We start from the raw sequence: 23,800 nt of genomic DNA, 5'->3' as shown, positions 1-23,800 counted from the left end.
TGGGTCTGGCCCGGCCAGTCGCTGAAGGGGCGAATTCCTTCGCCCCGTTCTGACTTAACCGCGCAGCGTATCGATATCGATCACAAAGCGGTATTTCACATCGCTTTTCAGCATACGTTCGTAAGCTTCGTTGATCTCTTCCATCTTGATCATCTCAATATCTGAGGTAATCCCGTGCTTGCCACAGAAATCCAGCATCTCCTGCGTCTCTTTGATGCCGCCAATCAGGGAGCCCGCAATGCTGCGACGTTTAAAGATCAGGTTAAAGACCTGCGGTGACGGATGGTCATGTTCTGGTGCGCCGACCAGCGTCATGTTGCCATCGCGACGCAGCAGGGTGATGAACGGATTCAGGTCATGCTGAGCGGCGACGGTATTCAGAATAAAGTCGAAGCTGTTTGCATGGGCCGCCATCTGTTCAGCATCCTTAGAGATCACCACTTCATCTGCGCCCAGGCGCTTACCGTCTTCAATTTTTGACGGGGAAGTGGTGAACAGAACGACGTGCGCGCCCATCGCATGCGCGATTTTAACGCCCATGTGGCCCAGGCCGCCAAGGCCTACGATACCGACTTTTTTGCCCGGGCCCACGCCCCAGTGGTGCAGAGGGGAATAAGTGGTGATGCCTGCGCAAAGCAGTGGAGCGGCACCCGCCGGATCCAGGTTTTCAGGCACGCGCAGCACGAAGTCTTCGTTCACCACCACCTGAGTGGAGTAGCCGCCGAAGGTGATATCACCGCTGACCCGGTCTTCGCCGTTATAAGTGCCGGTAAAGCCATTCTCGCAGTATTGCTCAAGATCTTCTTTACAGCTGTCGCACTCACGACAGGAATCCACCATACAACCTACGCCGACTAAATCGCCAACTTTGTATTTGTGGGTATGGCCACCGACGGCGGTAACGCGGCCAACAATCTCATGACCAGGGACGACAGGAAAAAGGGTGTTTTTCCACTCGTTACGGGCCTGATGCAGGTCGGAGTGGCAGACGCCACAGTACATCACTTCAATCTGCACATCGTGGTCACGCAATTCGCGTGGCTGAAACTCAAACGGGGCCAGCTTTGATTTTGCGTCCTGTGCTGCATAAGCATGCGTAATATTCATGGTGTCTCCAGTCAGTGAAAGGGGTTGAACGTAACGCTTTGGGAAATTTCTGGCGTGAAAAGCTCTGTCTGACTTGCATCAGAGAACACTAAGGATAGTTAGCGTAGCGCGAAGAGGGTATGCCGGAACCTGCTAATATCTTGCCTGATCCTGCAGGAATGACGCTGAAACGACAAAAAACAGGGAGAATGGATGCTGAATTATTGAAAAGAGAAGAGTTTCCGGCGGGATTACCGTCGGAAACTCAGGGCTGGCCTTTACGCCAGATTCAACAGCGGCTTAAGGAAGCGCGCAGTATGGGACTCTTCACAAAGCGCCACCGTTTCTGGCGTGCCTGACACCAGGATTTCGCCGCCGCCACTGCCGCCTTCCGGCCCCAGATCCACAATCCAGTCAGCGGTTTTGATCACATCAAGGTTGTGCTCAATCACCACGATGGTATTGCCCTGGTCGCGCAGCTTGTGCAGCACTTCCAGCAACTGCTGAATATCCGCAAAGTGCAGACCGGTGGTCGGCTCATCCAGAATATAGAGCGTCTGACCGGTGCCACGTTTGGAAAGCTCACGCGCCAGCTTAACGCGCTGTGCTTCTCCGCCGGAGAGCGTGGTCGCAGATTGCCCCAGACGGATGTAGGAAAGCCCCACGTCCATCAGCGTTTGCAGCTTACGGGCCAGCGCCGGTACGGCATCGAAGAACTCGCGAGCCTCTTCAATCGTCATTTCCAGCACTTCGTGAATGCTCTTGCCTTTGTACTTAATCTCCAGCGTTTCACGGTTATAGCGCTTGCCCTTACACTGATCGCAAGGCACGTAGATGTCCGGCAGGAAGTGCATCTCCACCTTGATCACACCGTCGCCCTGGCAGGCTTCACATCGCCCGCCGCGCACGTTAAAGCTGAAGCGGCCTGGCGTATAACCACGGGTACGGGATTCCGGCACGCCGGAAAACAGTTCACGAACCGGCGTAAAGATGCCGGTATAGGTTGCCGGGTTTGAACGAGGCGTACGGCCAATCGGGCTCTGGTCGATATCGATAACCTTATCGAAATTCTCCATCCCGGTGATTTCACGATAGGGTGCCGCTTCCGCGATAGTGGCGCCGTTAAGCTGGCGCTGGGCAATCGGGAACAGCGTATCGTTGATCAGCGTGGATTTACCCGATCCTGATACCCCGGTGATGCAACTGAACAGGCCCACAGGCAGGTTCAGCGTCACATCTTTCAGGTTATTGCCTTTCGCCCCGGTAAGCTTCAGCACTTTAGTGGGGTCGGCTTTAACCCGTTCCTTTGGAATAGCGATGCCACGCTTGCCGCTAAGGTACTGGCCCGTCAGCGACTCTTCCACTGCCATGATGTCATCAACGGTACCTTCGGCCACCACCTGGCCGCCGTGGACGCCAGCACCTGGGCCGATATCAATCACATGATCGGCGGCGCGGATCGCATCTTCATCGTGCTCAACCACTATTACCGTATTGCCCAGGTTACGCAGATGAATCAGCGTTTCCAGCAGGCGTTCGTTGTCACGCTGATGCAGACCAATTGAAGGTTCATCAAGCACATACATCACGCCCACTAAGCCGGCACCGATCTGGCTGGCCAGACGGATACGCTGGGCCTCACCGCCGGAGAGCGTATCCGCAGAGCGGGACATTGAGAGATAGTTCAGGCCAACGTTCACCAGGAACTTCAGGCGGTCGCCAATCTCTTTCAGCACTTTTTCAGCAATCTGCGCGCGCTGTCCGCTCAGCTTCATGTTCTGGAAGAACTCCAGCGCGTGGCCAATGCTCATATCTGAGATAGTGGGCAGCGTGGTGTTTTCCACAAACACATGACGGGCTTCACGCTTAAGGCGCGTGCCATGACAGCTGGTGCAGGAGCGGTTGCTGATAAATTTCGCCAGATCTTCACGCACGGCGGAAGATTCGGTCTCTTTATAGCGGCGCTCCATGTTGTGCAGCACGCCCTCAAACGGGTGGCGACGAACCGACGTATCACCGCGATCGTTGATGTATTTGAATTCGATATTCTCTTTGCCGGAGCCGAACAGGATGATCTGACGGGCTTTTTCGTCCAGCGAGTCAAAAGGCGCTTCGATATCAAAATTCAGGTGCGAGGCCAGCGAACGCAGCATCTGGAAGTAATAGAAATTGCGTCGATCCCAGCCGCGAATTGCGCCGCCAGCCAGCGAAAGTTCAGGGTTTTGCAACACACGATCGGGATCGAAATATTGCTGCACGCCCAGGCCGTCACAGGTTGGGCAGGCACCGGCCGGATTATTGAACGAGAACAGGCGCGGTTCCAGCTCGCTCATGCTGTAGCCACAAACCGGACAGGCGAAGTTGGCAGAGAACACCAGTTCTTCTGCTGCTTCGTCATCCATATCCGCTACCACAGCCGTACCGCCGGAGAGCTCCAGTGCGGTTTCAAACGATTCGGCCAGTCTTTGCTGCAGATCCTCACGGACTTTGAAACGATCCACCACCACTTCGATGGTGTGTTTCTTTTGCAGTTCCAGCTTGGGCGGATCCGACAGATCGCACACTTCCCCGTCGATACGGGCGCGGATGTATCCCTGTGAAGCCAGGTTTTCCAGCGTTTTGGTGTGCTCGCCTTTGCGCTCTTTCACAATCGGTGCCAGCAGCATCAGCCGGCGGCCTTCGGGCTGCGCCAGAACGTTATCTACCATCTGGCTCACCGTTTGTGCGGCCAGCGGAACGTCGTGATCCGGGCAGCGAGGCTCTCCCACGCGGGCGAAAAGCAGGCGCAGGTAGTCGTGAATTTCAGTGATGGTTCCCACGGTTGAACGTGGATTGTGCGACGTCGACTTCTGCTCGATCGAAATGGCTGGCGACAGCCCCTCAATATGATCGACATCCGGCTTCTCCATCAGGGAGAGAAACTGGCGCGCATAGGCAGAGAGAGATTCAACATAGCGGCGCTGGCCCTCAGCATACAGCGTATCAAACGCCAGCGAAGACTTACCGGAGCCTGACAGGCCTGTGACAACGATCAGTTTGTCGCGAGGGATGATCAGGTTGATATTTTTCAAATTATGGGTGCGTGCACCCCGTACTTCGATCTTATCCATTCACACTTCCCGGATTAACACAGACCTCACCATGCCTGTCCGGCATGACCAGAATGAAGCCTGTAATTATGGCACAAAAAAACCTGAATGGATATACAGTGCTTTGCCAGCAAGGCAGGAGAGGATCCCGATCCCGCCTGGTGTCGGGCGATAAAATTCTTCGATCCTTCTCAGGCCGCAACCTGCAACGGGGCAAGCCTGAGAAACCCTTTGCGATCCCGATCTGAAAGTAGGATCTAAGGGAGTGGCATGTTAGAATTTCCGGCTTAGACTTAAAGCAGAACAATTATCGGAGAGACGAATCATGGCCAGCAGAGGCGTAAACAAAGTGATCCTGGTGGGCAACCTGGGTCAAGACCCGGAAGTTCGCTATATGCCAAATGGCGGCGCTGTTGCCAACATTACCCTGGCCACGTCTGAAAGCTGGCGTGACAAGCAGACCGGCGAAACCAAAGAGAAAACTGAATGGCACCGTGTAGTGCTGTTTGGCAAACTGGCGGAAGTCGCGGGCGAATACCTGAAAAAGGGTTCTCAGGTCTATATTGAAGGCGCACTGCAAACCCGTAAATGGACTGACCAGGCCGGCGTTGAAAAATACACCACTGAAGTGGTTGTTAACGTTGGCGGCACCATGCAGATGTTGGGCGGCCGTCAGGGCGCTGGCGGCGGCGCATCAGCCGGTGGCGGCCAGGGCAGCAACAACGGCTGGGGCCAGCCTCAGCAGCCTCAGGGCGGCGCACAGGGCGGCAACCAGTTCAGCGGTGGTCAGCAATCGCGTCCACAGCAGCCACAGCAGAACAACGCTCCGGCTAACAATGAACCGCCAATGGATTTCGACGACGATATTCCTTTCTGATTCGATTCAAAATTGCGTTGAGTATCCCTGTAAGGCCCCGCTGATGCGGGGTTTTTTTTGGCTAAGGACAACCCGGGTGCTGCTGTTACGCTGCACTTCATCACAGACGATTACTGCATATCTTGCCTGCCGCTTTCATTGCTTCCCGCATCCATCATCAGCGCTGGTTTCAACAGATTTACCTGGCTGCACTCTGTCGCGCCCTTATCTTCACTTTCCCACCGGTATCATTCATAACCGTTTTCATTATAAACAATTGATATATATTAATTAATATTTTGTTACTTATTAGCTGTGAACTCCTGCGCGACTGACTGAACGTAAATGATTAGTATTCACATTCTCAACAAGATGCGCGAGTTGCAGGACAACGGCAGCCAGGCGTGTGGTGGACAGCGAAGAAAAAAATAAAACGCTGTTGCTTCCGGTAAATTTTCGATGGGATCTGATATGTCTTTTATTGGCAGGGGAAACGAGGCGGCTTTGCGCGCGTCGAACAGTAAAAACAGCGTAAATTTTTCATTGTCGGCACTGGCCATGCTGGTGCTGATGCAGCCCGCTCTGGCGCAGGCTGACAAGGCGAATACAACGTTAACGGCAGCGACATCCGACGCGAACGCCGTTGCGGTTTCATCTGCCTTGCCCGGCGAGCAGCAGGACATGGTGGTGGGGGCCACGGTGGATGACTCCGCCAGTGAGCAACACGACTACAGCGTGAAAACCACTACGGCAGGCACCAAAATGCTGTTGACCCCGCGCGATGTTCCCCAGTCGCTCAGCGTTATCACCAGCCAGCGGATGAAGGATCAAAATCTTCAGTCGGTGGGGGATGTGCTGACGAACACCACCGGCGTTTCGGCAGAAATCATCGACAGTGAACGCGCCTCTTACTTCTCCCGTGGTTTTGAAATCAGCAGCTACACCTACGATGACATTCCCTCTTCAGTCACCGATACCTGGAATTTTGGCGATGCGGCTGAGGACACGGCTATTTACGACCGTATCGAAGTGGTTCGTGGCGCAACCGGGCTGATGACGGGGGCCGGTAGCCCTTCAGCCTCGGTGAACATGGTGCGTAAGCACGCCGACAGCCGTGATTTTACCGGCAATCTCAGCGCCAGTTACGGTAGCTGGAACAAACAGCGCTATGTGGCGGACGTCTCCGGCCCGCTGAATGAGGCCGGTACCGTGCGTGGGCGGGTTGTTGCAGGTTATCAGGATCAGGACAGCCAGCTTGACCGTTACCATAAAACCAAAAAATTCCTCTATGGCGTGGTGGATGCGGATGTTACTGAAAACACCACGCTGTCGCTGGGCTATGACTATCAGGAATCCAACACCGGCAATCCTACCTGGGGCGGTCTGCCAACCTGGTACAGCAACGGCGTCCGTACCCATTACAATCGCAACACCAGCACTTCAACGGACTGGACGCACTACAACATCAATTCCCGCAAGGTGTTTGCCAACCTCAGGCACGATTTTGATAACGGCTGGAGTGTCCGGCTGAATGGCACCCACGGCGAACAGACGTTCAACGATAAGTTGCTCTATATCGAAGGTTTCCCGGATGCCGTTACGGGTGAGGGCACGAGCGGATTTGGCAGTCAGGATCGCGGGACGCGCAAGCTGGAATCCGTTGACGCTTACGCCACGGGTCCGTTCTCGCTGTTTGGCCGCCAGCACGAACTGGTCGCCGGCATGAGCTACAGCCGTCAGCGTAACTCCACGGAAAGTAATGACGGCCCGATCGATACGGAACAGATGGGCAGTTTCAGTAACAGCTGGAGCGGCAACGTTGCCGAACCGGAATGGCAGGGGTGGTATCAGAATCTGGACGATACCGTCCGGCAGAAGTCGGGTTATCTGGCCGGACGCTTCTCTCTGGCTGACCCGCTGTCGCTGATTATCGGTACCCGTTACACCCAGTGGAGCACGGTTGGCACCAGCGGCAATGTGCACAAGAATAACCTCACGCCTTATGCTGGCCTGATTTACGACCTCAACGATAACTGGTCGGCCTATGCCAGCTACACCTCCATCTTCCAGCCGCAGACCGACCGCGATCGAAGCGGGGCCTATCTCTCGCCGGTTACCGGAAAAAACTACGAAACCGGGCTGAAATCCGACTGGATGAATGGGCGTCTCACTGCCACCTTCGCCGTTTTCCGTATCGAACAGGATAATGTTGCCCAGTACGATGGCGATAATACCGTCGGCAGCGAGCAGGCTTATTACGCCGCAAAAGGAACGGTCAGCAAAGGGGCTGAGTTTGAACTGAACGGTGCGGTAACCGATAACCTGCAACTGACGTTTGGCGCAACGCGCTATGTTGCCACAGACGGAAGCGGTGCCCGGATAAGCAGCAATATGCCGCAGACGCAGCTGAAGCTGTTCAGCCGCTACCAGTTACCGATGTTGCCAGACCTCACCATTGGCGGCGGCGCAAACTGGCAGAACCGCACTTACCAGACGGCCACCGCGCCAGACGGGGAATCGGTAAAAGTGTATCAGGGCAGCTATCCGCTGGTGGATCTGTTTGCCCGTTACCAGCTCACTAAACAGCTCGCGGTACAGGCCAACGTCAACAATGTGTTTGATCGTACTTATTACTCCTGGCTGAGCGATTATGCCGTCTATGGCGACGAACGTAATTACTCTGTAAATCTCTCCTATGCCTTCTGATGAATTCAACGCCGGGAAAAATCCCGGCAGGGTAAAAAGGGAGAAGCGTGCGCAGAGGCGGAATATTGACCCGCAGCGGCGTCGTCTCCTCACCGCTCTGATGCTGGCTCCGCTATTCGCCGGTCAGACCGTTCAGGCTGCTTCTGACAACGGGGTCCGGCGCATTATTGCGCTGGAATGGCTGCCGCTGGAGATGCTGTTCGCGCTGGGCGTGACGCCGCTGGCGGCGGCGGATACGCATGATTATCAGCTGTGGGTGAAGGACCCCCCGATTCCTCACGGCGTTGTTGATGTGGGCAAACGCTCTGAACCCAATCTGGAATATATTGCTGAACTGCAACCTGATTTGATTCTTTATACCCAAGGGTTTGGCCCGCGTGAGGCGCAACTGCATGCTATAGCCCCTTCGATGGTGTTTAACTTTTCCGATGAGCAGGGGCAGCCCCTACAGACTGTCCGTGCCGGCATAGTGGCGCTGGCGGAGAAGCTGGGCAGGCTGGAGGCCGCCCATACGCACCTGGCCTGGTTTGACCGGCAACTGGTGGAAGCTCACGCACAGCTCGCCTCTTATCGACGGCAACCTTTGCTGGTTTTCTCAATGATAGATGAACGCCATGCGGTCATTCTCGGCAATAAAAGCCTGTTCGGCGGCGTGATGCAAAAGCTGGCGATTGAAAATGCCTGGCAGGGAGAGAACAGTTTCTGGGGCACGGCGACGGTAGGCATTGAACGGCTGGCTACGCTGCCAGCGACGCGGGCCATCTGTCTCGATCACGGTGATGAAGCCGCCCGTGCGCGTATCGCCGCCACGCCGGTCTGGCAGGCTATTCCTTTTGTTCGTCAGAATGCGCTTCGCACCGTTCCCGCCGTCTGGCTGTTTGGCGCCACCCTTTCAGCGCTGCGGTTTTGTCGGATGCTTCAGCAACTGGAGAAGCAGTGGTGAACCCGGTGCAACCTTCCTCCCGGCGGCCACAAGACGCCATACTTAACCCTGATCAAAACGTCGCCATGAAACGCCCGTCTTTTCCCCTGATTCTGCTGATCCTGGCGGCGCTGGCCGCTGTGGTGCTCAGCATTACCAATGCCCGGCAGGTGCTGCCTTACCGTTTTTGGGCAGAAGCGCTCCTTCATCCCAACGCCACGGATATCCGGCAGGTGCTGTTTTATTACAGTGCATTACCGCGTCTGGCTATTTCTTTGCTGGTGGGCGCCGGTCTGGCGCTGGCGGGGGTCCTGTTCCAGCAGGTGCTGCGGAATCCCCTGGCGGAACCTTCCACGCTGGGGGTAGCCAGCGGCGCGCAGATGGGAGTCACGCTCGCCAGCCTGGGCCTCCTGCCCGGCTGGATGGCGGGGCAGCAGGGCGCTGCTTTGTTGGGGGCGCTGGTTATTGCTGTCGCCGTGTTCGGGACGGCATGGGGAAAACGGCTCTCTCCGGTCACGCTGATCCTGGCGGGACTGGTGCTCAGCCTCTATTGCAGCGCCTTTAACAGCCTGCTGGCGATATTTCATTATCAGGAATTACAGAGTCTCTTTTTATGGAGCAGCGGGGCGCTTAACCAGCAGGACTGGCTACAGGTGCAATATCTGCTTCCGCGTCTGATCCCCTGTCTGTTGCTGGCGCTGATGCTGGTCAGGCCGCTGACGTTGCTTGGGGTTGATGATGATGTTGCGCACCAGCTCGGCCTCGGTCTGGCTACCGCCCGGTTGATGGCGCTTGGGCTGGCGGTGGTATTGAGTGCCCTGATGGTCAATGCCGTTGGCGTGGTGGGATTCATTGGCCTGTTCGCACCGCTGCTGGCGAAATTACTGGGTGCCCGCCGCCTGTTGCCGCGTCTGTTGCTGGCACCGGTACTGGGGGCGTTACTCCTCTGTCTCTCCGATCAGTTTATGGTGCTGTTGGCGCGGGTCTGGCAGGAGGTGCCCACCGGTGCGGCAACGGCGTTGATCGGTGCGCCAGTGTTGCTGTGGTTGTTGCCACGACTGCGTCATGCTTCACAGCCTGCGGTATCCGGCCAGGAGGGCGGACTGCGGGCAGAGCGAAAATATCCGGAACTCTGGGCAGGCGCAGGCATCGTACTGGTACTGGTTGTGCTGGTGGTGGTGCTGATGGTAGGGCGTAACAGTCAGGGTATCAGCTGGGCTGGCGGAGAGCTGTGGCGTGTCTGGCCCTGGCGCTGGCCGCGAACGCTGGCTGCGATGAGTGCCGGGATCATGCTGGCAGCAGCAGGCACCCTGATTCAGAAACTCACCGCCAACGTAATGGGAAGCCCGGAGGTACTGGGTATCAGTGCTGGCGCGGCGTCTGGCGTGGTATTAACGATGTTTCTGCTGCCCGCTACCGGCTTCGGGACGCTGCTGTTTGCGGGTAGTGCAGGAGCCGCAGTCACGCTTGCCGCTATTCTTGTCGTTGCGGGCAGGAAACATTTCTCAACCCAGCGCTTACTGCTGGCGGGGATCGCGCTGGGAACACTGTTTTCAGCCGTGATTTCTCTTTTGCTGGCGAGTGGCGATCCCCGTCTTGGCAATCTGCTCAGCTGGATATCCGGCTCGACTTACAGCGTGGAGCCTCCTCAGGCCCTGGCCAGTGCGGTTCTTGCGCTGGTAATGATGACGCTGATCCCTTTGTGCCGTCGCTGGCTTAACGTGCTGCCGTTGGGGGGAGATACGGCCCGGGCTTTGGGTATACCGCTGGGACGTGCGCGCCTGATTATTTTGCTGCTGGCCGCTGTACTGACAGCCGGTGCCACATTGACGGTCGGGCCACTGAGTTTTATCGGGCTGATGTCACCGCATATGGCACGGATGCTGGGCTTTCGCCGGGCCATGCCGCAACTCGTCATGGCGGCGATCCTTGGCGCATTGTTGATGCTGCTGGCAGACTGGTGTGGGCGCATGATGATGTTCCCGAACCAAATTCCCGCCGGCCTGCTGACAACGTTTATTGGCGCGCCTTATTTCATCTATCTGCTGCGCCAGCAGGGCCGCTATCCTGGCGGCAAAAAGTGACGTGCACAGACGCAACGGGCAGGGTGAGTTTTACTGCCCGGCATCATGGCCCGCTGGCTGAAGGCAAACCCGCTATAAACAGTTACTAAAAAGAACGCAGAAAACTCTCCGGGCCGGGGTATGAAAGAGTAAATTAGCCAGGGTATTTTGGGCTGACCGGCAGAGATAAAACAGATGAGAAAAGGGTTACTGGTACCAGCTATGCTGCTGCTGGCAGGGAATGGGATCGCAGCACAACACAATGTGGACCCTGAAACGGTTAGCAAAAACTTCTATAGCTGGTATCTGACGGCATTAAGCAAAGATGAAAGCCCCGCTGACGAGCAGGACCCCGAGCTGAAGCACTACGTCACGCCGCAACTGCTGAATAAGATCACCCTGCTGATCAAAGGTCCTGAAGGCATGGATGATGACTTCTTTCTGCAGGATCAGGACTACAGTGACTCCTGGGTTGATCACGTCTGGGTAGGGAGTTTTACCCTCAACGGTTCAACCGCCTCAGGCGATGTCATGCTGGGGAACGATCCTGCCGATCTGCAACATCTTCTGGTCACGTTGCACAGGGATGCGGCGGGCTGGAAAATCGATGACGTGGAAAAAGAGTACAGGTAGCCCCGGTTCTGCAGGGCTACGCGCTGATCTTCTCAGGCAATGGCGTGAGTAAACTGTTGCTGCATCGCATCCAGCAAATCGTAACGCTTACGGTATTCCGAGCGTTTTTTACTGGCGATCTCTTCCAGAGGTTTACGTGGGAAGACGAGCGGTAACGCATAAAGTTTGCGGCTTACTGGCTGGGCGTTCAGCGATACCCAGAATTCGTTATAGCTGGCATGGAACAGCCGACGCTTCTTCAGACGATAACGCAGGCTACGGAAAATATGGCCGCTGTCGCTGACCGCCTCAATCTTCTTAATGCCGGTTGCGGCACAAATCAGGGTAAGGGTTTCCATCAGTAGCCGTTTGGGGAACAACCCGTAGCAGGCCTTGGTCGCTTCGCGGATCATTTCGTGAGGGGTGTCGCGGTGCGCGCCCTGAATCCCGCCAATCATCACCACTTGTTCGCCATTCACGAGGGTGACGGCGAACGTCAGCATTGCCAGCTGCACGCCATCGCGGCGAAACAGCAGGTTCACTTCCCCTTCCCGCTCACAACGGCCCGTACAGGCCAGGGTGATGGTAAATGCTTCGCCGTTTTTTCCGTTCAGATGGATCAATTCCAGCCCCTGTTGGGTCAGCATTGCCTGACGAAGGCGCAGGGAAGGAAGCTGCTTTACATAGTGATAGTGGCTGATAATGGCATTAGCGCGTTCGGCCATTGGCATCCCGTTATACAGATAGGGGCGGTGTATCTTGCCAGGCAACGTATGCTGTACCGGCAGGATCTCGCGCATTACCGGCTCTTCATTGATTGCCGTGAGCAGCTTCCAGGTAGTGACAGGCCACGCCAGCGAGCGGAACAGATACTTGATGCGAAATTCACGGTCATACCACAGCTTACCCGGCTTACATTTTCCGGAGACCAGCGAAAGAAAAAAGGTCAGGCTGTTTTCCTGACGAGGGGCAAGCGTGGTATCAGACATGATCGGTAATCCTGGGAGAAAACCCCAGTCAAACACCCCCATGCTCAACAACAAATAAACACCGCTGGCGGTGCCAGGACTATTCCGAAATGGTTGAACAGGCGTTTAATTAACGCTGGAATAAAGTCAAATTCCGGCCAGCTTTCCCCCGCCTGGATTGGGTAACCCAAACGTCGTAAGCTGCCTGCTCACCTTTTTTACCGGGCAGAGTGTGCCAGAGCAGGGGCTACACTGCGCCTTAGCTTTACTGAGAGGCCGATTTTCTATGTTTGCAGGTGTGTTATTTGCTCTGGCCGCAGGGCTGATGTGGGGCCTGATATTTGTCGGGCCGGTGCTGGTTCCTGATTATCCGGGCGCATTACAGTCCGTGGCCCGCTACCTGGCGTTTGGCCTGATCGCTTTGCCACTGGCCTGGCAGGACAGGAAACGTTTACGGTTGCTCTCCCGCAGTGACTGGACTGAAGCGCTGAAACTGGCACTGGTCGGCAACCTGCTTTATTACACCTTCCTGGCGAATGCCATCCAGCGCACCGGGGCACCGGTCTCCACCATGATTATAGGCACCTTGCCGGTAGTGATTTCTGTCAGTGCGAACCTGCTGTACGGGCGGCATGAGGGGCGGCTGGCCTGGCGCAGGCTTTTCCCTGCACTGGTCTTGATCGGGACGGGGTTGGGTTTTGTTAACATGGCTGAACTACAGGCAAACGCTGAGCAAACCGATATGTGGCGCTACCTGAGTGGCATCGCGCTCGCGGTTCTGGCGGTGATCTGCTGGACATGGTATCCGCTGCGTAATGCCCGCTGGTTACGTAAGCATCCTGACAGCAAGGCCACCACCTGGGCTACCGCTCAGGGCATCGCCACGCTGCCTCTGGCGGTAGTGGGCTACCTGCTGGTCAGTCTGCATCTCCACCTGACGCAACCGGCATTCTCCCTGCCTTTCGGGCCGCGTCCTGAACTCTTTGTGCCGTTGATGATAGCCATAGGCCTGCTCTGCTCCTGGCTTGGCGCACTATGCTGGAATGAAGCGAGCCAGCGTCTGCCAACGGTACTGGTTGGGCCGCTCATCGTCTTTGAAATCCTTGCCGGGCTGGCTTACAACTTCCTGCTTCGTCAAAGCTGGCCGCCTTTACTGACGCTGACGGGCATTCTGTGCCTGGTCGCTGGCGTGATAGTGGCAACCCGGATAAAGCCTGAAGCGGTTATCACCGAAGTGGCTGTAAAGAATGATTAAATTGCGGGAAAAGTACACAATTTCTTGCAGAAGGCTTCTCTATGGGCTGGCCGCAAACTGAATCCGATAAAAAGTTAAACTTGTGATGTACAGCGTATTTTTAGGACTATGCCGCCCCCTCAAATCCCGGTCTGGCGCGCACATTTCCCTGACACAGTAAGTTATTGTTCCGCTATAAGAATAATCGCTAATAATTAGGGCGCTATTTTTGGACAGTCAACAAACGCTCATTAATGATAAACCCGCTATTTTTGAGACGGTTTTTTTAAAGTAAAACCACGCTTAACTCAAATTACAGTGGCAGTGAAACGTCAGATAAGTGCCAGGAAAGCGTTAAAAACATAAGTAAAACACAGGTGATGATTTATCCTGTGGTTGTTTTTTGAGCTTAATTGTACTGTGACTTAAGTTTTTCTACATGATTTCATCTGTCATAAATGGCGCTGAAGCTGTGTAAACCTTTGTCAGTAGCGTGCTTAAGGCAAATTAGCGGGTAGCATAGGGTCTGGAATTTTACAATAAGGATAAAATACATAAACCATTCTAAAAAAGAAAAGGTTTACGATTTTTTAAGTGCTGAGAGGGCAGAACAGGCTTTGTGTAAGCCGGGGTTATGTCAGGAAAGGCGCATTTATCTTTGACTTCAAAGATAAATGCGCTCATAAGTAATTGAAATGGATGTATTTTTAGCTGGTGCTTAATAAATATACAGCTCAGAATGGGACAATCATGACAATTAACTCATCAGGAATACACGTCACCATAAAAACGTTTCTTACTTTTCAATTAGCATCAGGAATATTTTAATTTGGCCCTGCAGGTAATTTTAAAGTGTGCTGTAGATCGCATTTACTGATTTTCAACGTTGTAGGGATAGTGATAAACGCTACGGCTAATATCCAGTAAACGGCAGCTGCGACGGGTTCCGATGTCAAAAGTATCCTGTAGATAATTAACAGCCTGGCGCTTGTCGTTAGTAGTGAAAAAGTTTTTCAGTACGCTTTGCAGCATCTCTTTATCAGAGGTCAACGTCAGTAATTCTCGTTCCATGCTATGTACTTTTTCTTCTAACTCCTTGATCTTTCTTCCTTCTTCTGAAGAAAGGCCGGCAAACTTTTTCTTCCAGCTATAGAACGTAGCTTCCGAAATTCCCAGTTCATCACAAATCTCTTTTACCTTTACACCACATTCAGATGCTTTAATGGCACTGGTGATTTGCTCTTCTGTATATCGTGACTTTCTCATAAATGCTCTTCCTTTTCTTAACTGTAATGTGATGAGAGTGACTGCATTAATAAATGGCTCTGAATAATCCATAAATTAGGCTGGTCACGTTAAGTGCGCGATTTGAATGGCAAGGATTACGTTAAGGGATTATGAAGAAATATCATCATGGGATTTCTCCTATTTTATTTCCAAAGCCCTTTGTTAGCTTTCGATATGCAGGTTTTTGTTATAAATTCGTCTCATACCAATCACCTGGTCAGTGAGTAATTCAGAATACTCCAGAATGCTACCAGTCAAATTTGTGCCAGGATAATTAGCGCCAAAAGTGGCTTGTGAATTCCAGACAAAAATTGAGTCCAGATAATTTCAGACTCACTTTGTGTGATAAAACGAGTGTAAAAAAAAGCTTTTGAATAAGCACGGGTTAGGAATAATCCGCATTATAAAATTTCAGGACCATTTTTTCGCCAGGGTTATTGAGCGTTAAACTTTCCCGTTTTCGACATGGATGTACAGAGTAACTGCAGCAGGTTATTTGTTTTACAAAGGATGCTTCAATGAAACACAGCGCTATGTCAAACGCCATCTGGATGATGTCGGAAAAAGTTGTTTCCGTATTCGGGGTGATATTTGTCACGTCTTACGTCGCAAAATCCTTTGGCCCTTCCATATTTGGGCAAATAGCATTTTCTGCATCACTTTTTTCAATTGTTCAGACCGTAGCCATTTTCGGTACTGAAACCATTCTGTTTAAAAGTATCAGCAAAAGTGCGCCAAAAGGAATACGGCTGATGGCAGTTGCCAAACAGCTGCGAATGGCTTTGTTATTGTTACTGTCCGTGCCGGTATTAATTTATGTCTGGCTGGAAATGCGTGAAAATTTTCTCATTTTCGCCATAGCTTCATTTTTATCAGCAATGTTTGTGACTCAGGATATTTTTAGCGTTTACAACAATGCGCGGCTGGAGTCGCGGATGAATACGGTGGCGAATGCCGCAGGAATGCTGCTCAGCTTTGGCATCAGCTTTACGGTTGCCTGGTTCAAACTCAGTCCTTTGCTGCTCTCGCTCTCTATCGTGACAGTGACGCTGGTGCCGTATCTGATTAAGCGAAGCCGGTTTTATCAGGCTAACAGCATCACTCCACCGCCTAAGCGTAAGCACAGAAGTTATTTGCGATACCTGTTACATGCCGGATTGCCGCTGGCTATCTCCAGCGTGTTTATCTCGATTCAGGTCAAACTGGCTCAGTTTTTCCTGGTAGGAGTAGGTTCAGCGCACGACCTGGGCCTCTTTACCGCAGCCAATACCATTTCCGCTTCGTGGATTTTTATTCCGGTGGCGATCATTACATCCTGTTTTTCTGAGATTTTCAGAGAGCGTGCGGATGTGGCAGTAAAACTGGCTTCGAGACTGAATGGCTATGTAATAGCAGTATCCTTTTTGATGCTTCTTATCATCGCGTTTTATGGTGAAGAGATCATCACTACCCTTTATGGGCAAGACTACACACAATCGGGAAATCTCGTTACGTTATTGTCGTTAGCAACCTGCTTTTCGGCAATGGGAACAGTAGCTTATCGCTACATGGTAAAGGAAGGTGGTTTCAATTACTTACTGGTTAAGATCGTCCTGCTGGTAGTAATTAGCGTGGTAACCAACTGGTTCTTCATCCGTTTCTGGGGATTAACAGGCGCTGCCTGGAGCGTACTTGTCACCGAGTTGCTCTCCCTGACCGTAATGAATTATTTCTTTAAGAATGGCGTCATTCTTAAAATACAGCTTTCCTCACTCAACTACAAAACTTACAAATGAGGTAAAAAATGTTAAAACTCAAGTCAGAATTGAGAAAAGGCGTCTTATACCTGCTTAAAAAAATGCCCTGGTCCTATCAGGACAGAGTTCATTATTTTCACAGATTTAAGCGGTTGCCTAACATACACCAGCCAAAATTATTTAATGAGAAGATTCTGTATCGCAAATTTGTCACCGGCGACTATGTTCGTTATGGGAACCTTTCGGATAAAGTACTTGTGCGCGACTACATTGCAAAAACTATCGGTGAAGAATATTTAATTCCTCTGCTGCATGAAACGGATAATCCGCTAACGCTGCTGGGGCTCAGCTCGCTTAAAAACACCGTAATTAAACCGAACCACGGTTCAGGTATGGTAGAAATCCTGCTTGAAGAGCCAGACTGTATTCAAAAGCAGCTGCTTATCAAGCGCTGTGATGAGTGGCTGAAATGTGATTTTTCGCACCAGTCCCGTGAAATTCACTATCGCTATATCAAACCGCGGATTTTGGTTGAAGAGTATGTGGGCGAGGGCAAGCTGGCAGCCGTCGATTACAAATTCCACATGTTCAACAAGAAAGATGGCAACTTTGAATATGTGCTGCAAATCATCTACAACCGTAATGGTGATGCACCGCTGTCGATGAACTTCTACGTCAACAGTCTGGAACAGTGCTTCTACAAGATCCGTGACACCGGGCTGGATATCAGCAGTGACAGGGAAACGCTGGAAAAAGCGCTGGCGCTGAGTCAGAAACTGGCCAGCGACTTCGACTATGTGCGCGTGGACTGGTACATCTGCGAAGGTCAGATCTTCTTTGGTGAACTGACCTTTACGCCAGGCGCAGGAATGGTGACAGGGCTGGATATGGGGCTGGATAAGATGATGGGTGATATGTGGCTGCAGGAACGTAAGGCCGCAAAACTGAAACAAAACTCAGGAGATGTAACACCACTGCCGGTTGCCTTTAAAAAGATGTAATGCCAACCGAAGCATTAACAAGCCGTTTCCTCTCAGAGAAAACGGCTTGATTGTTTTCAGGGCAGGGGATAATCAGTAGGGGTGTGGCTCATCACATCGATAAAAACGTCTTTAGTGATATGCCAGAAGTTATGCAGATTTTCCATGCTCAGCGTAATACCCAGCAGCCCGGTGACGAACCAGCATGACATGCCGATACCCACGCCGGTAAAGATGAAGGCCATACCCTTATGGCTGGTTTTACGGCACTTCACGTTGAAAGTGCTGGCAAAGAACATCATCACTGCACTAACCAGTTCCCATCTCATCAAGACCAGGCTGGCGGTTAAGGTACCCATAGCTGTTTCCCATTCTGAAAATTTTGCCCTGACAAGAGGCTTTATCATCACCCGTTCAGACGGCTAGTTGCCAGGTAAGCTGGCCTCTGAACAACGATTACTGCTTACAGAAATGTGATGACGGTCACATTATATCACTCGATTTTAAAATTTGAACAAAATTTAGACCTGGTATGGTAGTTTTTTGCTGCGCAGAAATATAGCCGTTTACTTACTGAGGTTTACGTAATTTATTCCTGAATATTGGGAATAATGCTGTTCATAATTTGAAGAAAGTGCCACTGAGCTATTTTTCCAGGCCTGATATACAGGTGAAGAAAATTAATTTGGTAATTTTAAAGGTTTTATTTTTGATATAAGTAAGTTAGCGAATTTATGAGACGCTAAATGATAGTATTTATTATTATTAAAGATAAGATTTCCTGGCGCTGAAAATGACGATATTGATTTGCCGCTATTGAAACTTCCGCAAAAACAGATTGTTGATATTGCCAGCATTGGAAATTTTTGAAGAAAACTTAATCCTTTCTAAGGATTTTTACGGCGTGACTTAAGTCAAATCACACCTTTGGGATGAATCTTACCCGCGAAAAGTTGTACAACGCACCAATGGAATGTAGGATTTTTTGCAAGAAAAAACCTTATAACTCATTCCCTTCCATTTTTGAGGGGCGGGGATTTTGCACCCTGAATAAAGCTCGCTAAAAATTCGCCTGAGCGAAATGTCTTCATGTAGCGCTAAAAAAAATAAAGGAGCCTTTGTGTTTTTCACTGGCTATTTGGGGCCGAAAGGCCCGATACACCCCCCAGGAACCTCTCTTGCACTCTGTATCAGGCCGTGCAGCAATCTTCTGGCTCAGGCCGGGGCTGCTGACTACGATAATCTGCGTGTCCAGGGCTAAATCACCGCCATCAGGGCGAGGGAGTAAGCATGCCTGATCACTCTTCAGGGCGCGCCGGCACGAAACCATTGCTGACGCTGAAACAGTATCTGCAACGCATTCATCTGGTCATCATCATCGTTTCGCTGCTGTTCAGCGGGATTTCGATGTCGGTGCTCTCAATGTTTGCCCTGCGCAGCTATGCCGAAAATAACCTGCAGCTGGTCGCCACCACCATCGGCTACAGTGTGCAGCCTGCATTACTGAATGGAGATGCCGCATCGGCCAGTGAAATTATCCGGCAAATCGGCACCAAAACGGCCTTTGCCAATGCAAAGGTGGTCGATGCCAACAGCAGGATCCTGGTCAACTGGCCCTCGCCGGGCGTGAACCGCAATAAACAGGGGGCAGGAGAACTGGTTACCCACTGGCTGTTCCCGGAGACATTAAAAGTGCCGATCATGCATGCCAACCGTGAGATAGGGCAGGTCTGGCTGACGGGGGATGCCAGCCGGGTGCTGCACTACCTTAGCCAGGCGCTGACCTGGCTCAGCGGTAGCCTGCTGGTCGCGGCGTTGCTGGCCTGCTGGCTGTCGCGCCGGATGCACGCCGGGATTGTCACCGGGCTGCAAAATATTGCCTCAGTGGCGCATGATGTCCGCAAACGCCGGGCTTTTTCGCAGCGCGTGCCCTCCTCTCCCATTGCTGAGCTGAACAAGCTGAGCGGTGATTTCAACAGCCTGATGGAGGAACTGGCGGAGTGGCAGCATCATCTTCAGCGCGAGAACGATTCGCTGGCTCATCAGGCGTTGCATGATGCGCTCACCGGTTTGCCTAACCGCAAAGCGTTCGAGCTGGAGCTGGATAAACTGCTGGGCAACCTGCTGACGGCCGGGCAGGTTGCCGTGCTCTTTATTGACGGTGACCGGTTTAAGGCGGTCAACGACACCTATGGTCATGCGGCTGGTGATAACGTGCTGATGCAGACTGCTCAGCGCCTGCGCGAACGCTTACGCAAAGAAGATCTGGTTGCCCGTCTGGGAGGCGATGAGTTTGCCGTATTGCTGTCCGGGATTGAGAACGGTGAGCAGGCGGCAAAAGTGGCAGAGAATGTGATTGAAGCGATGCGCGAACCGATCGTGCTGGAGAACGGCAAAATGGTGGCACAGTCGTTGAGTATTGGCGTGGCGCTGGCTAAAAATCACAGTTCGGGTGAAGCGATGATCGCCCAGGCCGATGCGGCGATGTACCACATCAAAGAGCTGGGCGGCGGCTGGTATTTTTCCCCGTCATTCTGGGGACAGGATCCGCGGGCCGTTTCTGACATTCATCATGGGGCCTGATGAGAGGCCAGCGGCCCTCATCAGTTGGCCGCTGCGGCAAAGTCGCTGCAGTCAAAGCTGTAACCGGCCTGGCGCGTCAGTGACTGACGACGCAGGGTATGGCGGTACGCAGTAGGTGTCTGTGAGAACTGACGGCGGAACACGCGCGAGAAGGTCTGCTGCGAGTCGTAGCCGTACTGCATCGCAATATCAAACACCGGGCGCTGCGTCTGACGAAGAGCTTCTGCGGCCAGCGTCAGTCGCCGCTCCCGAATATATTCTCCCAGCGTCTGCCGCGTCACGGTGCGGAACATCCGCTGCAAATGCCACTTCGAATAGCCTGACTTCGCAGCGACCTCATCAATCGACAGCGTTTTATCAAGGTTATTTTCAATCCAGTCGGTAAGGGTGTGGATGATGTCGTCATGCATACTGCTCTTCTCCCTGGTAAGAAAATTACGTTTCGCCTTCTCAATGGCTGCTGAGTATAATTCCTCAAGTTAACTTGAGGTAAAGAGCTAAATGAAAAAAAGTCGCAACTGCCCCAACAAGCGAGAACTGACCCCCGGCGATGTGGCCCAGCGATGTGGTGTGGCAGTCTCTGCACTGCATTTCTATGAAAGCAAAGGCTTAATCAGCAGCTTCCGCAATGCCGGTAATCAGCGACGCTACCACCGTGATGTGCTGCGCCGCGTGGCGATTGTGAAGATTGCCCAGCGCATTGGTATTCCTTTGGCCACCATTGGCGATCATCTGATGCAGCTTCCGGCAGGTAATCGTATGTCAGCGAAAGAGTGGAAAGTGCTGACGGAAAAGTGGCGCGAGGAGCTGGATCGCCGTATCGAAACCCTGACCCGGCTGCGGGACGATCTGGATGGCTGTATCGGCTGTGGCTGTTTATCAATGCAGGATTGTCCGCTGCGTAACCCGGGAGACCTGTTAAGCGAGCGCGGAACCGGCGCCATCCTGCTGGAATCTGAACGTGAGTGATGGAGGGGCAGGACGGCTTCAGGTTATACGCAGCGGGCTATACTGAACAGACACTCATTAACACAAGGTTCGTGCATGATCACCGTTCATCACCTGAATAACTCCCGATCGCAGCGCGTGCTCTGGATGCTGGAAGAGTTAGAAGTCCCCTATCAGATCAAACTGTATCAGCGTGAATCCACCATGCTGGCTCCTGACGCGCTAAAAAAAGTGCATCCACTGGGCAAATCCCCGGTTATCACAGATGAAAATCGGGTGATTGCGGAATCTGGCGCGATCCTTGAGTACCTGGCAGAGCGATATGACGCAGAAAACAGGCTGAAACTTCATGACGAGGAAGCGCGTCTTCAGTCTCGTTACTGGCTGCATTATGCCGAAGGCTCAGTGATGCCGTTGCTGGTGATGAAACTGATCTTTGGCCGGATGGGGAAACCGCCGGTGCCGTGGCTGCTGCGGCCCATTGGCAACGCATTTGGTCAGGGCGTGCAGAAAGCCTGGCTGGATAAGCAACTGGCCACGCACCGGGATTTCATTGAACACCACCTGACCACGCACGGCTGGTTTGCCGGCCCGCAGTTCAGTATTGCTGATGTGCAGATGAGCTTCCCGCTTCAGGCTATGAGCGCAAGGGGCGGAGCGGCTGATTCCCCTGCGATTCAGGCCTGGCTTGATAAAATACAAAACCGGGCAGCCTGGCATCGCGCCCTGCAAAAGGGCGGAGAAATCAGGCTTAGCTGAATTATTTTCCCCTGAAAATCCCCCAGCGTTTCAGGTCCGGAGAGGGCTGAAAACAGCATAAGAAATTGCTATTACGACGATGCAGGCAGGCCAGATAGAGTCACTTCTGCCTGCGGCGAAAGGACGCTCGTGGAGGGCTGGCTCAGAGTTTGTGCAAATATAGGCGCGAACAGGAGTTGAAAAGGCACTATTAAACGCTGGATAATCGTTTGCCTTTTAAATAGTGCAGCACCATGCGTGTCGTAGTAAACGTTTGCCTTTTTTCCGATCGCCGCTTCAGTCTGAGGCTTTTGCGATCTGTGAACAGTGCGTCCTGGGATGGTGAAACGTTGAACTGGTCCTGCTTCATGCGTCACGCATCAATAACTCATAAGAAATCTCAGGGGATTTTTCACTATGTCGACTCCTTCTCACCAGCCCGGCGGTTCGCTGGACAGCTGGTTTAAAATTTCTGCGCGCGGCAGTTCGGTCCGTCAGGAAATTTTAGCCGGCCTCACCACCTTTCTTGCCATGGTCTATTCGGTCATCGTTGTCCCGTCCATGCTGGGGAAAGCCGGTTTTCCGCCTACTGCCGTGTTCGTATCAACCTGCCTGGTTGCGGGCTTTGGTTCACTGATTATGGGGCTGTGGGCTAATCTGCCTATGGCTATTGGCTGTGCCATTTCACTGACCGCCTTTACCGCTTTCAGCCTGGTGCTGGGGCAGCATATCAGCGTGCCGGTGGCGCTGGGTGCGGTGTTCCTGATGGGGGTTTTGTTCACCATTATCTCCGCCACCGGCATCCGTTCCTGGATCCTGCGTAATCTGCCGATGGGCGTGGCGCACGGTACTGGTGTAGGCATTGGTCTGTTCCTGTTGCTGATCGCGGCGGACGGCGTTGGGCTGGTGGTGAAAAACCCTGCACCGGGCCTGCCCGTAGCGCTGGGTGATTTCGCCTCGTTCCCGGTGATGATGTCAATGCTGGGGCTGGCGGTGATCTTCGGTCTGGAGAAGCTGCGCGTTCCGGGCGGCATCCTGCTGACTATCATTGCTATCTCCATCCTCGGTCTGATTTTTGATCCGGCAGTGACCTATCAGGGGCTGTTTGCCATGCCAAGCCTGAAGGATCCGCAGGGCAATTCGCTGGTATTCAGCCTGGATATTCTGGGCGCGCTGCAACCTGCCGTCCTGCCAAGCGTGCTGGCGCTGGTGATGACCGCTGTTTTCGATGCCACCGGCACCATCCGTGCCGTAGCAGGGCAGGCCAACCTGCTGGATAAAGACAATCAAATCATTAACGGCGGCAAAGCGCTGACCACGGATTCTGTCAGCAGCATCTTCTCCGGGCTGGTCGGCGCATCGCCTGCGGCGGTCTATATCGAATCTGCGGCCGGAACGGCAGCGGGTGGCAAGACGGGCCTGACCGCTATTGTCGTTGGCGTGCTGTTCCTGATGATCCTGTTCCTTTCTCCGCTGGCTTATCTGGTGCCGGGCTATGCCACAGCGCCTGCGCTGATGTATGTCGGCCTGCTGATGCTGAGCAACGTCTCTAAAATCGATTTCGATGATTTTGTGGATGCGATGTCCGGCCTGCTGTCGGCGGTATTTATTGTGCTGACCTGTAACATCGTTACCGGCATCATGCTGGGCTTCGGTTCACTGGTGATTGGCCGTATTTTTGCGGGTGAATGGCGTAAGCTGAATGCCGGCACGGTAATTATCGCGGTGGCGCTGGTCGCCTTCTATGCTGGTGGCTGGGCAATCTGATCCCTTCCGGGGCCGCCAGCCGGCCCCGTTTCTCTCCTCCCTGCAAATTCAGACGTGCCCTGTCTCTGTCTTCTTGCCATTTTTACCTGCACATTGTTATCGTTTCTGGCTGTTACGGAATTTTAAGACCGGATAGCGCACTTCCTGTTTTTAAACCGTTTACAATTTTGTTTTACTATTGGTCAGTCAGTTCGCTTTTTCACCCGGACACAGGTCCTCCACAGG

At 53.0% G+C, this 23,800-nt stretch carries 18 protein-coding genes; 12 read left to right on the top strand and 6 right to left on the bottom strand.

From position 1 onward, the window contains the following. Window positions 1–54 precede the first annotated feature (54 nt). Together VRC33_RS20445 and uvrA are read right to left on the bottom strand one after the other, a co-directional pair. A complete protein-coding gene (locus VRC33_RS20445; protein WP_338558906.1) occupies window positions 55–1,107 on the bottom strand; it encodes an NAD(P)-dependent alcohol dehydrogenase in 1,053 nt (350 codons plus the stop codon). A gap of 257 nt (window positions 1,108–1,364) precedes the next feature. Continuing rightward, window positions 1,365–4,196 carry an excinuclease ABC subunit UvrA gene (gene uvrA / locus VRC33_RS20440; RefSeq protein ID WP_338558904.1) on the bottom strand — a complete coding sequence of 944 codons (2,832 nt, stop codon included), beginning with the start codon at window positions 4,194–4,196 and terminating at the stop codon, window positions 1,365–1,367. 304 nt (window positions 4,197–4,500) lie between these two features. Here uvrA and ssb1 point away from each other — a divergent pair, with 304 nt between their 5' ends. From ssb1 to VRC33_RS20415, 5 genes are all read left to right on the top strand, one after another. After that, window positions 4,501–5,052, top strand: a complete 552-nt coding sequence (ssb1, locus tag VRC33_RS20435) for a single-stranded DNA-binding protein SSB1 (RefSeq protein WP_338558902.1) — start codon at window positions 4,501–4,503, stop codon at window positions 5,050–5,052. Window positions 5,053–5,502: 450 nt separating this feature from the next. Next, window positions 5,503–7,737: a ferric-rhodotorulic acid/ferric-coprogen receptor FhuE gene (gene fhuE / locus VRC33_RS20430; RefSeq protein WP_338558900.1), complete on the top strand. Its 2,235-nt coding sequence runs from the start codon at window positions 5,503–5,505 to the stop codon at window positions 7,735–7,737. A 100-nt stretch (window positions 7,738–7,837) separates the two neighbouring features. Next, on the top strand, window positions 7,838–8,680 hold the full coding sequence (gene fhuD / locus VRC33_RS20425) for a Fe(3+)-hydroxamate ABC transporter substrate-binding protein FhuD (RefSeq protein WP_338558898.1): 843 nt from the start codon (window positions 7,838–7,840) through the stop codon (window positions 8,678–8,680). Window positions 8,681–8,745: 65 nt separating this feature from the next. Further along, window positions 8,746–10,743 (top strand): Fe(3+)-hydroxamate ABC transporter permease FhuB, encoded by a 1,998-nt coding sequence (fhuB, locus tag VRC33_RS20420; protein ID WP_338558896.1) that lies wholly within the window; start codon window positions 8,746–8,748, stop codon window positions 10,741–10,743. Window positions 10,744–10,917: 174 nt separating this feature from the next. After that, window positions 10,918–11,355, top strand: a complete 438-nt coding sequence (locus VRC33_RS20415; RefSeq protein WP_338558894.1) for a DUF3828 domain-containing protein — start codon at window positions 10,918–10,920, stop codon at window positions 11,353–11,355. A 32-nt stretch (window positions 11,356–11,387) separates the two neighbouring features. Here the strand turns inward: VRC33_RS20415 and VRC33_RS20410 are convergent, their stop codons facing one another. Next, window positions 11,388–12,323: a VirK/YbjX family protein gene (locus VRC33_RS20410; RefSeq protein WP_338558892.1), complete on the bottom strand. Its 936-nt coding sequence runs from the start codon at window positions 12,321–12,323 to the stop codon at window positions 11,388–11,390. Window positions 12,324–12,588: 265 nt separating this feature from the next. Between VRC33_RS20410 and VRC33_RS20405 the strand changes: the two genes are divergently transcribed. Then, window positions 12,589–13,557 (top strand): DMT family transporter, encoded by a 969-nt coding sequence (locus VRC33_RS20405; protein WP_338558890.1) that lies wholly within the window; start codon window positions 12,589–12,591, stop codon window positions 13,555–13,557. A gap of 849 nt (window positions 13,558–14,406) precedes the next feature. Here the strand turns inward: VRC33_RS20405 and VRC33_RS20400 are convergent. Continuing rightward, complete coding sequence (locus VRC33_RS20400) at window positions 14,407–14,874, bottom strand: transposase (RefSeq protein WP_338558888.1); 468 nt, start codon at window positions 14,872–14,874, stop codon at window positions 14,407–14,409. Between the two features lie 467 nt (window positions 14,875–15,341). On the opposite strand from VRC33_RS20400, the gene VRC33_RS20395 reads away from it, so the two are divergent. Continuing rightward, window positions 15,342–16,598, top strand: coding sequence for a polysaccharide biosynthesis C-terminal domain-containing protein (locus VRC33_RS20395; RefSeq protein ID WP_338558886.1), 1,257 nt, complete (start codon window positions 15,342–15,344; stop codon window positions 16,596–16,598). Between the two features lie 8 nt (window positions 16,599–16,606). Continuing rightward, on the top strand, window positions 16,607–17,560 hold the full coding sequence (locus VRC33_RS20390; protein WP_338567440.1) for an ATP-grasp fold amidoligase family protein: 954 nt from the start codon (window positions 16,607–16,609) through the stop codon (window positions 17,558–17,560). 56 nt (window positions 17,561–17,616) lie between these two features. Here the strand turns inward: VRC33_RS20390 and VRC33_RS20385 are convergent, their stop codons facing one another. Next, window positions 17,617–17,898, bottom strand: coding sequence for a YjcB family protein (locus tag VRC33_RS20385; RefSeq protein WP_338558884.1), 282 nt, complete (start codon window positions 17,896–17,898; stop codon window positions 17,617–17,619). 931 nt (window positions 17,899–18,829) lie between these two features. On the opposite strand from VRC33_RS20385, the gene VRC33_RS20380 reads away from it, so the two are divergent. After that, window positions 18,830–20,122: a diguanylate cyclase gene (locus VRC33_RS20380; RefSeq protein WP_338558882.1), complete on the top strand. Its 1,293-nt coding sequence runs from the start codon at window positions 18,830–18,832 to the stop codon at window positions 20,120–20,122. A 20-nt stretch (window positions 20,123–20,142) separates the two neighbouring features. Here the strand turns inward: VRC33_RS20380 and soxS are convergent, their stop codons facing one another. Further along, window positions 20,143–20,532 carry a superoxide response transcriptional regulator SoxS gene (gene soxS, locus VRC33_RS20375; RefSeq protein WP_338558880.1) on the bottom strand — a complete coding sequence of 130 codons (390 nt, stop codon included), beginning with the start codon at window positions 20,530–20,532 and terminating at the stop codon, window positions 20,143–20,145. A 91-nt stretch (window positions 20,533–20,623) separates the two neighbouring features. Between soxS and soxR the strand changes: the two genes are divergently transcribed. The 3 genes from soxR to VRC33_RS20360 all read left to right on the top strand — a co-directional run bounded on the left by soxR (window position 20,624) and on the right by VRC33_RS20360 (window position 23,575). After that, window positions 20,624–21,091 (top strand): redox-sensitive transcriptional activator SoxR, encoded by a 468-nt coding sequence (gene soxR, locus VRC33_RS20370; RefSeq protein WP_338558879.1) that lies wholly within the window; start codon window positions 20,624–20,626, stop codon window positions 21,089–21,091. Window positions 21,092–21,166: 75 nt separating this feature from the next. Next, window positions 21,167–21,829 carry a glutathione S-transferase gene (locus VRC33_RS20365; protein WP_338558877.1) on the top strand — a complete coding sequence of 221 codons (663 nt, stop codon included), beginning with the start codon at window positions 21,167–21,169 and terminating at the stop codon, window positions 21,827–21,829. A gap of 396 nt (window positions 21,830–22,225) precedes the next feature. Further along, window positions 22,226–23,575: an NCS2 family permease gene (locus VRC33_RS20360; protein WP_338558875.1), complete on the top strand. Its 1,350-nt coding sequence runs from the start codon at window positions 22,226–22,228 to the stop codon at window positions 23,573–23,575. Window positions 23,576–23,800 lie beyond the last annotated feature (225 nt).

Origin of the sequence: Erwinia sp. E_sp_B01_1, from assembly GCF_036865545.1 — a bacterium.
In the GTDB taxonomy this organism is placed as follows: domain Bacteria; phylum Pseudomonadota; class Gammaproteobacteria; order Enterobacterales; family Enterobacteriaceae; genus Erwinia.
This window is presented reverse-complemented; position numbering and strand designations above follow the sequence as displayed.

Coding starts and splice junctions, on each gene's coding strand:
- fhuB (WP_338558896.1), top strand. CDS start 8,746: ATGAAACGCCCGTCTTTTCCCCTGATTCTGCTGATCCTGGCGGCGCTG.
- VRC33_RS20360 (WP_338558875.1), top strand. CDS start 22,226: ATGTCGACTCCTTCTCACCAGCCCGGCGGTTCGCTGGACAGCTGGTTT.
- soxS (WP_338558880.1), bottom strand. CDS start 20,532: ATGCATGACGACATCATCCACACCCTTACCGACTGGATTGAAAATAAC.
- fhuD (WP_338558898.1), top strand. CDS start 7,838: ATGCTGGCTCCGCTATTCGCCGGTCAGACCGTTCAGGCTGCTTCTGAC.
- VRC33_RS20380 (WP_338558882.1), top strand. CDS start 18,830: ATGCCTGATCACTCTTCAGGGCGCGCCGGCACGAAACCATTGCTGACG.
- VRC33_RS20395 (WP_338558886.1), top strand. CDS start 15,342: ATGAAACACAGCGCTATGTCAAACGCCATCTGGATGATGTCGGAAAAA.
- VRC33_RS20390 (WP_338567440.1), top strand. CDS start 16,607: ATGTTAAAACTCAAGTCAGAATTGAGAAAAGGCGTCTTATACCTGCTT.
- fhuE (WP_338558900.1), top strand. CDS start 5,503: ATGTCTTTTATTGGCAGGGGAAACGAGGCGGCTTTGCGCGCGTCGAAC.
- VRC33_RS20365 (WP_338558877.1), top strand. CDS start 21,167: ATGATCACCGTTCATCACCTGAATAACTCCCGATCGCAGCGCGTGCTC.
- VRC33_RS20400 (WP_338558888.1), bottom strand. CDS start 14,874: ATGGATTATTCAGAGCCATTTATTAATGCAGTCACTCTCATCACATTA.
- ssb1 (WP_338558902.1), top strand. CDS start 4,501: ATGGCCAGCAGAGGCGTAAACAAAGTGATCCTGGTGGGCAACCTGGGT.
- soxR (WP_338558879.1), top strand. CDS start 20,624: ATGAAAAAAAGTCGCAACTGCCCCAACAAGCGAGAACTGACCCCCGGC.
- VRC33_RS20405 (WP_338558890.1), top strand. CDS start 12,589: ATGTTTGCAGGTGTGTTATTTGCTCTGGCCGCAGGGCTGATGTGGGGC.
- uvrA (WP_338558904.1), bottom strand. CDS start 4,196: ATGGATAAGATCGAAGTACGGGGTGCACGCACCCATAATTTGAAAAAT.
- VRC33_RS20415 (WP_338558894.1), top strand. CDS start 10,918: ATGAGAAAAGGGTTACTGGTACCAGCTATGCTGCTGCTGGCAGGGAAT.
- VRC33_RS20410 (WP_338558892.1), bottom strand. CDS start 12,323: ATGTCTGATACCACGCTTGCCCCTCGTCAGGAAAACAGCCTGACCTTT.
- VRC33_RS20385 (WP_338558884.1), bottom strand. CDS start 17,898: ATGGGTACCTTAACCGCCAGCCTGGTCTTGATGAGATGGGAACTGGTT.
- VRC33_RS20445 (WP_338558906.1), bottom strand. CDS start 1,107: ATGAATATTACGCATGCTTATGCAGCACAGGACGCAAAATCAAAGCTG.